The sequence below is a fragment of the Acetobacter papayae genome (genome assembly GCF_047721125.1).
Lineage (GTDB): Bacteria > Pseudomonadota > Alphaproteobacteria > Acetobacterales > Acetobacteraceae > Acetobacter > Acetobacter papayae.
In genome coordinates, this window is sequence record NZ_JBDNWF010000057.1 from 1 (window position 1) to 7,781 (window position 7,781).

Annotated in this window: 8 protein-coding genes and 1 tRNA gene; 1 reads left to right on the forward strand and 8 read right to left on the reverse strand. The window is 59.5% G+C overall.

The annotated features are described in order from the left end of the window. Positions 1–10: 10 nt before the first annotated feature. The 8 genes from ABF757_RS11895 to ABF757_RS11930 all read right to left on the reverse strand — a co-directional run bounded on the left by ABF757_RS11895 (position 11) and on the right by ABF757_RS11930 (position 7,084). A complete protein-coding gene (locus tag ABF757_RS11895; protein WP_415482544.1) occupies positions 11–466 on the reverse strand; it encodes a hypothetical protein in 456 nt (151 codons plus the stop codon). A gap of 309 nt (positions 467–775) precedes the next feature. Then, positions 776–1,558: a succinate dehydrogenase iron-sulfur subunit gene (locus tag ABF757_RS11900; protein ID WP_025861089.1), complete on the reverse strand. Its 783-nt coding sequence runs from the start codon at positions 1,556–1,558 to the stop codon at positions 776–778. 24 nt (positions 1,559–1,582) lie between these two features. Further along, positions 1,583–3,394 (reverse strand): succinate dehydrogenase flavoprotein subunit, encoded by a 1,812-nt coding sequence (sdhA, locus tag ABF757_RS11905; RefSeq protein WP_415482545.1) that lies wholly within the window; start codon positions 3,392–3,394, stop codon positions 1,583–1,585. Positions 3,395–3,505: 111 nt separating this feature from the next. After that, positions 3,506–3,919, reverse strand: coding sequence for a succinate dehydrogenase, hydrophobic membrane anchor protein (sdhD, locus tag ABF757_RS11910; RefSeq protein ID WP_025861088.1), 414 nt, complete (start codon positions 3,917–3,919; stop codon positions 3,506–3,508). A 1-nt stretch (position 3,920) separates the two neighbouring features. Continuing rightward, the gene (gene sdhC / locus ABF757_RS11915; protein WP_025861087.1) at positions 3,921–4,394 is read right to left on the reverse strand and encodes a succinate dehydrogenase, cytochrome b556 subunit; all 474 of its coding nucleotides are present in this window, start codon (positions 4,392–4,394) and stop codon (positions 3,921–3,923) included. 242 nt (positions 4,395–4,636) lie between these two features. Further along, positions 4,637–5,659, reverse strand: coding sequence for an aspartate-semialdehyde dehydrogenase (locus tag ABF757_RS11920; protein WP_415482546.1), 1,023 nt, complete (start codon positions 5,657–5,659; stop codon positions 4,637–4,639). Between the two features lie 128 nt (positions 5,660–5,787). Beyond that, on the reverse strand, positions 5,788–6,966 hold the full coding sequence (locus ABF757_RS11925; protein ID WP_415482548.1) for a phosphoserine transaminase: 1,179 nt from the start codon (positions 6,964–6,966) through the stop codon (positions 5,788–5,790). A 34-nt stretch (positions 6,967–7,000) separates the two neighbouring features. Continuing rightward, positions 7,001–7,084: transfer RNA gene (locus tag ABF757_RS11930), tRNA-Leu, on the reverse strand. Positions 7,085–7,252: 168 nt separating this feature from the next. Here ABF757_RS11930 and ABF757_RS11935 point away from each other — a divergent pair. Beyond that, on the forward strand, positions 7,253–7,781 hold a 529-nt coding region (locus ABF757_RS11935; protein ID WP_415482549.1), incomplete at its 3' end, for a Spy/CpxP family protein refolding chaperone.

The window sequence follows — 7,781 nt, forward strand, 5'->3', positions numbered from 1 at the left end:
TAAAATTCCTTTAACATTTGATTATAACCAGAAAAAACGGCCCAATTTTTTTTATTACTTTATAAGTTGTTTTTCCTTTTGACCCTTCCATATAAGAAATCTCGTCTTCTACCGTTTTAGATAGAGAAGTCTCTGACTGTCCGTTGTCATTTCCCAGCCCTACAACATTATTACGAGCAAAAACCGTTAGTTTACCACCATCTGTAGCTAAAAATTGCTGCCCGTCACCACTATCAGGCTCACCTTGAGGCTTTAACAATCGGGATGGATAACAAATCTGATATTGGTAGCGAGAATTGACATAATTTTCCCAACCGTCATCCATATGTTTAGGTGCGGCAGAGACTGTCTGAGATATTTGAAGGAGCATAAAAAACAGAAAGAGAGAAGATGCCTTCTTTCTAAAGAACGTCATACTATGCTTCCAATCGTCCAGAAAATTATATGAGATCATAAAATCGCTCATCGCAGCTTATTATATTCCGCGAACAGCATTCATAAGATCAATATATAAGATACGATGCCAACCAATTGCTGGTTACAGCTCCTAATACGTTCCAACCAATGATCAGCCCATTTCCATCACAGACCGCTCTTTCCACTGGGCAGAAAAGCAACAACATGACAATCAACTCTCTCTTTCCATGTTGAGACTGTAACCCTTCCGGAAATATCCCCTTTCAGACCTGTAATATAAAAAAGCCCCGGCGCGAAAAACTTCGCGCCGGGGCTTATTGTCGCATTACCCACGCAAGGCAGGTAGCGCGTATCTAGCTTACAGCTTGCGTTCGAGCTGCAGTTCCTTGATCCGCCCGATAGCTTTGGCCGGGTTCAAGCCTTTGGGGCAGGTCTGGGTGCAGTTCATGATCGTGCGGCAGGCATAGAGCTTGAACGTATCGTCAAGCGCATCCAGTCGGCTGCCGGTGTTCTCGTCGCGGCTATCGGCAATCCAGCGATAGGCGGCCAGCAGCACGGCCGGGCCCAGATATTTATCGCCATTCCACCAGTAAGACGGGCAGGAGGTGGTGCAGCAGAAGCACAGAATGCATTCCCACATCCCATCGAGCTTGCTGCGTTCCTCAATGCTCTGGCGGCGCTCGCCATCGGGCGGCGGGGCGCTGTCAGCCTGCATCCAGGGCTGGATGGAGCGAAGCTGTGCGTAAGCCCCGTCCAGATTGGACACCAGATCCTTGACGATAGGCATATGGGGCAGCGGATAAATCCGCACATCGCCCTTGATGTCCTTGATCGGCTTGAGGCAGGCCAGAGTGTTTTCGCCATCGATATTCATGGCGCACGAGCCACAGATCCCCTCTCGGCAGGAGCGCCGGAAGGTCAGTGTGGGGTCCACCTCGTTCTTGATATGGATAATGGCATCGAGCACCATCGGCCCGAATGTATCCAGATCAAGTTCATAGGTGTCGATCACCGGGTTTTTGCCGTCATCCGGCGACCAGCGATAAATCTTGAATGACTTGACGTTTTTCGCGCCCGCCGGTGCGGGAAAGGTCTTGCCTGTCCCGACGGTGCTGTTGCGCGGCAGTCTGAGTTCGACCATGTTCGCCTCCCTTTGCCCTGCGGATCAGTAAACGCGCTTTTTGGGCGGGAAAACCTCGACCTCATCGGTCAGGGTCTTCATATGTACCGGACGGTATGTGAGTTTCACGCCGCCTTTTTCGTCCAGCCAGGACACGGAATGCTTGAGCCATTCCTTGTCATCACGATCAGGGAAATCGTCACGGGCATGGGCACCACGGCTTTCGTGCCGCGCCAGACCGCTTTCCAGCGTGGCGGTGGCATTGGCCAGCAGGTTTTCGAATTCCAGCGCTTCCATCAGATCCGAGTTCCAGATCAGTGAGGAATCCGCTACCGAAATATCGCCAACGCCGCCCCAGATTTCGTGAATCTTGTCCACGCCTTCCTGAAGGCTTTCCTGCGTGCGGAACACGGCTGCATGCGTCTGCATGTCGCGCTGGAGGCGCTCACGCATGGCCGCAACGCGCGTGCCGCCCTTGGCGTAACGCAGCTTGTCCAGACGATCGAGCGCGAACTCACCAGCCCCGGCGGGCAGCGGCCGCGTGAAGTCGGTCGGCTTGACCACCTCGGCAGCGCGGCGGGCCGCCGCACGACCGAACACGATCAGATCCAGCAGCGAGTTGGTGCCGAGGCGGTTCGCCCCATGCACGGACACGCAGGCGGCCTCGCCCACAGCCATCAGACCCGGCACCACGGCATCGGGGTTATCAGCCGTGGGGCGCACGACCTCACCATGAATATTGGTGGGGATACCGCCCATGTTGTAATGCACGGTCGGCAGCACGGGCACGGGTTCCTTGGTCACGTCCACACCCGCAAAGATGCGCGACGTTTCCAGAATACCCGGCAGGCGTTCATGCAGCAGGTCGGAGCCCAGATGCTCCAGATGCATCATGATATGGTCCTTTTTGGGACCACAGCCACGGCCTTCCTTGATTTCGATCGTCATCGCGCGGGACACGACATCGCGCGAGGCCAGATCCTTGGCGGTGGGGGCATAGCGTTCCATGAAACGCTCGCCCTCGGAGTTGGTGAGGTAACCGCCTTCACCACGGCAGCCTTCGGTCAGCAGGCAGCCCGCGGGGTAAATACCCGTGGGGTGGAACTGCACGAACTCCATATCCTGCGTGGGCAGGCCCGCACGCATGACCATGCCGTTGCCATCGCCCGTACAGGTGTGGGCGGAGGTGCAGGACTGGTAAGCACGGCCGTAACCACCCGTGGCCAGCACAACCATTTTCGCATTGAAGCGATGGATGGTGCCGTCATCCTGACACCATGCCATGACACCGCGGCAAGCACCTTCGTCATCCATGATCAGGTCAATGCCGAAATATTCGACAAAGAATTCCACGTTATGCTTGAGGCACTGCTGGTACAGCGTGTGCAGAATGGCATGGCCCGTGCGGTCGGCAGCAGCGCAGGCGCGCGGCACGGGGGCCTTGCCGTATTCGCTCATATGGCCACCGAAGGGACGCTGGTAAATGCGGCCATCTTCCGTGCGTGAGAACGGCACGCCAAAATGTTCGAGTTCCTGCACGGACGGCACGGCCTCACGGCACATGAACTCGATGGCGTCCTGATCGCCCAGCCAGTCCGACCCCTTTACGGTGTCGTACATGTGCCAGCGCCAGTTGTCCTCGGCCATGTTGCCCAGAGAGGCACCAATACCACCCTGTGCGGCCACGGTATGGCTACGTGTGGGAAAAACCTTGGTGACACAGGCAGTTTTCAGGCCTGCGGCCCCCATGCCCAGTGTTGCGCGCAGGCCGGAACCACCCGCCCCAACGACCACGACATCATAGGCGTGATCTACAATCCGGTAAGCTCCCCTGGAAGGAGAGGAATTGGCATTCATCGTGACGGCGCTCCCATGTGCGTTAGGCCTGTCAGTCCGTTCAGGTTCATGCCGCACCGGGCTGTCACAGCCGGGCGGCGCAGGATTTCAGTGCAGCAGCAAAGGGCCGGGCTATTTGCCCGAACTGCCGCCAGCCACCAGTTTGATGACGGCGAACACACCCAAAAGCCCCAGCAGGGATGTAATGATCTTGACCGCGAGACGGGTCGGCAGATGCGCCTTGCCGTGCACGTAGTCATCCACGATCACCTGCAGGCCTACCTGCGCATGGTAGAAGGTGGTGATAATGACCGCTGCCAGCATGGTGGCGTTGCAGGGCTTTGCACCCCACCGGGCCACTTCGGCGTGATCTGCCCCACCAAGGCGGAACATCTGCACCACAAACCACGTTGAAAGCGGCAGGAGCGATGCGGCGGAAGCGCGTTCCGCCCACCAGTGCGCCGTGCCGGACTGACCGGCCCCAAGGCCGCGCGCGCGGCCAAGCTGCGAGCGCATGACCTCGATATGAGGCGTGGATGTATTCATATCAGGACACCTTCCCTGCTTTGGCGCGGGCGTGCCTGCGGCGGCCAGCGACACACAGCAGAGCAATACCGAGCACAGCGCTCACGCCTGCCGTCACCTTGACGGCAACAGGGCCGTCCTTGTTCAGCTCTTCCTTGTCGTAGCGGTAACCCGCATCCCAGATCAGATGGCGGAGGCCGCCAACCGTGTGGTACACGACCGAACCGAGCCAGCCGAGCAGCACAAGCTGCCCCAGCGGGTTGCCCGTAACCTTGCGCGCCGTGTTGAACGCCTTCGGCCCTTTGGCCGCGGCCCCCAGCCAGAACACGCCCAGAGCGGCCCCGCCTGTAGCGATCACGCCGGTAATCCGGTTCGATATGGAAAGAACCATGGAAAGCCGGTAGCGGTAGACTTGCAGATGTGGCGACATGGGTCGCTCGATCAGCGTTCCGTCGCTTCGGCTTCCTACATAGAGGGCCTTGCGGATATCCTGCATTGGTGCCTGTACCCCGTCTCTATCCCGCCGCTGGATCGGAGCCCAGCGGGCTTGCATCGTTTTGTCCTACGCCCCGCACCTTGGAGCGGTCAATTGAACCGCTCAACACGAGACCGAGAGGCACGGGATTCTCACTCAGCCGTGTGATCCACACGACCTGTCAGCCCGTTTGTGCGCCTGTTAAGCCCTATGTCGCGCAGCCGCGTGGCCAATGGCCACGCGGACTCCGCAACACGGCCTCATCAGGCATGCACGGGCAGCAGGTCGAGAGCGATCATGGTTTCGGCAATCTGCACAGCATTCAGGGCAGCGCCCTTGCGCAGGTTGTCAGACACGCACCAGAACGCCAGACCGTTGGGCACGGTGGGGTCCACACGCAGGCGCGAGACATAGGTTGCATCCTCACCAACACATTCGATGGGGGTGACGTAACCGCCGTCTTCACGCTTATCGAGCACCACTACGCCTTCAGCCTCACGCAGGGCTTCATACGCACGGGCAAGGTCTACCGGTTCGGCAAACTCGGCCACAACGGACTCGGAATGACCGATAAACACCGGCACGCGCACGCAGGTGGCGATAACTTCCACTTCCGGGTCGAGGATTTTCTTGGTCTCGACTCGCATCTTCCATTCTTCCTTGGTCGCGCCGTCATCCATGAAACGGTCGATCTGGGGAATGCAGTTGAACGCGATCTGCTTCTGGAACTGTTCCACCTTGGGCGGATCGTTCACGAACGTGCCGCGTGTCTGGGCGAACAGTTCGTCCATGCCATCCTTACCAGCGCCGGACACCGCCTGATAGGTGGACACCACAACGCGCTTGAGCGTGAACAGGTCATGCAGCGGCTTGAGCGCCACCACCATCTGAATGGTGGAGCAGTTGGGATTGGCGATAATGTTGCGCTTGATGGACTTGAGCGCGTTGGGGTTCACTTCCGGCACCACCAGCGGCACATCGGGTTCCATGCGGAAATGCGAGGTGTTGTCGATCACCACGCAGCCAGCCTTGGCGGCAATAGGCGCATATTTGGCGGAAACGGACCCACCGGGCGAGAACAGCCCGATATCCCAGCCGGTGAAATCAAAGGTTTCGAGGTTCTGCACCTTGAGCGTGCGGTTGCCGAACGAGACCTCGCGCCCAGCAGAACGCGGGGAGGCCAGCGCAACAATATCATCAACCGGAAATTCCCGCTCGGCCAGCGTCTTGAGAATTTCCCGCCCGACGGCACCCGTTGCGCCTACAACAGCGACCCGATAACCCATGATTCACCTTTTAACGTCTGTAACGACCGACCCCTGCGCCAGCCTCTTGCGGGCGAGATTCTAGACCATTCCCCGCAGGAATGGAATTGGCAGGACAAAAGCCGTGAAAAGGTGAGGGCTGGCGGCGCTCAGCCCTGCGGCGCGATCTGGGCGAAAGCCCAGTCCAGCCAAGGCAGCAGCGCGCTGACATCCGCCGCCTCAACCGTAGCACCACCCCAGATCCGCAGGCCCGTGGGGGCATCGCGGTAGCTGGCAAGGTCAAAGCCCACGCCTTCGGTTTCCAGCAGGGCCAGCATGGCTTTGAGCGCCTTGCCCTGCGCTGCGGCATCAAGGGCTGTAAACCACGGTGCGATAATCCGCAGGCAGATAGCCGTAGAGGAACGCTCCGCAGGATTCCGGGCCAGAAATTCAACCCAGTCGGTTTTTTCCACCCACTCGCTCACCACCGCAAGGCTGGCCTGACTGCGAGCCTTCAGCGCTTCAAGCCCGCCGATGGACTCCGCCCAGATCAGGCCGTCCAGCGCATCTTCCACGCACAGCATGGATGGGGTGTTGATGGTATCACCCCGGAAAATGCCCTCGATCAGCGCGCCCTTGGAGGTCATGCGGAAAATCTTGGGCAGGGCACGCGGGGCCTTGTAGCTTTCAAGCCGTGCCACAGCGCGGGGGGAAAGGGCGATCATGCCATGGGCTGCCTCTCCGCCCAGTGCTTTCTGCCACGACCATGTCACCACATCCAGCCGGTCCCATGGCAGGTCCATGGCGAACGCCGCCGATGTGGCATCGCAGATCACAAGTCCGTCATGCTCGGCGGGGATGGCCTCTGCGCCGGGCAAGCGCACACCGGAGGTCGTGCCGTTCCAGGCCAGCACCACATCATGCGCCCAGTTCACCTGTGCCAGATCGGGCAGGCTGCCATAGTCGGCCTTGAGCACGCGCGTGCCTTCAAGCGCGAGCTGGGCCGTGATGTCCTGCGCCCACAGGGCAGAAAAACTCTCAAACGCCAGCACATCCACCGGGCGTTCACCCAGCAGCGACCACAGCGCCATTTCCATCGCCCCCGTATCGGAGGCGGGCACAATGCCCACATGCCAGTCCTGCGGCACGCCCAGCACCCGGCGCGAACGCACGATAACATCGTTCAGCCGTGCGCGGCCTTCGGGCGAGCGGTGCGAACGGCCCACCAGCGCGCCAGACAGCGCGCCCACAGTCCAGCCGGGGCGCTTGGCGCACGGACCAGACGAAAAGCACGGATTAAGCGGCCGGACGGATGGACGGGACAGCACGGAGGGAGAAAGCGCGTTCATAAGTCTGGCCGAATTTCAAACAGAAAGGAAAATTTGGTACGAGAGAGGGGATTCGAACCCCTATGCCTTTCGGCGGTCGATTTTGAGTCGACTACGTCTACCGTTCCGTCACTCTCGCAAGGTGAAGTGGCTCCTGTCCTACCAGCAAAACAGCCTGTGGAAAAGAGCGCGCAGGATACCACCACCGTGTTCGCCTTTTTTCCGACATAACAACAGGCAATGGTAGCACCTACACGAGGGGTTTTTACCCCCCGCGAACGACATATATGACGCGAAGGCGATATTCATGACCATGTCAAAAATGTTTCTGGCGCTGCCCCTGATGACAGGGTTGGTCGCGGCCGGGGTTCCGGCACTGGCCCATGCGCAGGACAGCGCGCCAGCCGCCACCACGCACGGCACTGCCGCCGGAACAGCAGGCATGTCCGACACCATGCATGGCCCCATGCACGACATGATGCACGGCCCCCATGATGGCCCCCACGGCCCCATGCATTGTGGCCCCGGCAGCCCGTTCATGCATCTTGACGGCATCAAGCTGAGTGCCGACCAGAAAAAGAAGCTCCATGCCATCATGGAAGCAAACCGCCCGGCCGACCCCAAAGCCGCCATGGAGCAGATGCACGGCCTGCACAAGCAGATCCGCACCCTGCTGACCTCGCCCGGCCCGGTGGACAAGGCCCAGTTGCAGGAACTGGAGCAGCAGCTTGCCTCGCTTGAAAACCAGCGCGTGCTCAAGCACCTGCAGATTGACGTACAGATTCACGATCTGCTGACAGCCGATCAACTCAAGGAACTGGCGGCCCGCCCCGACA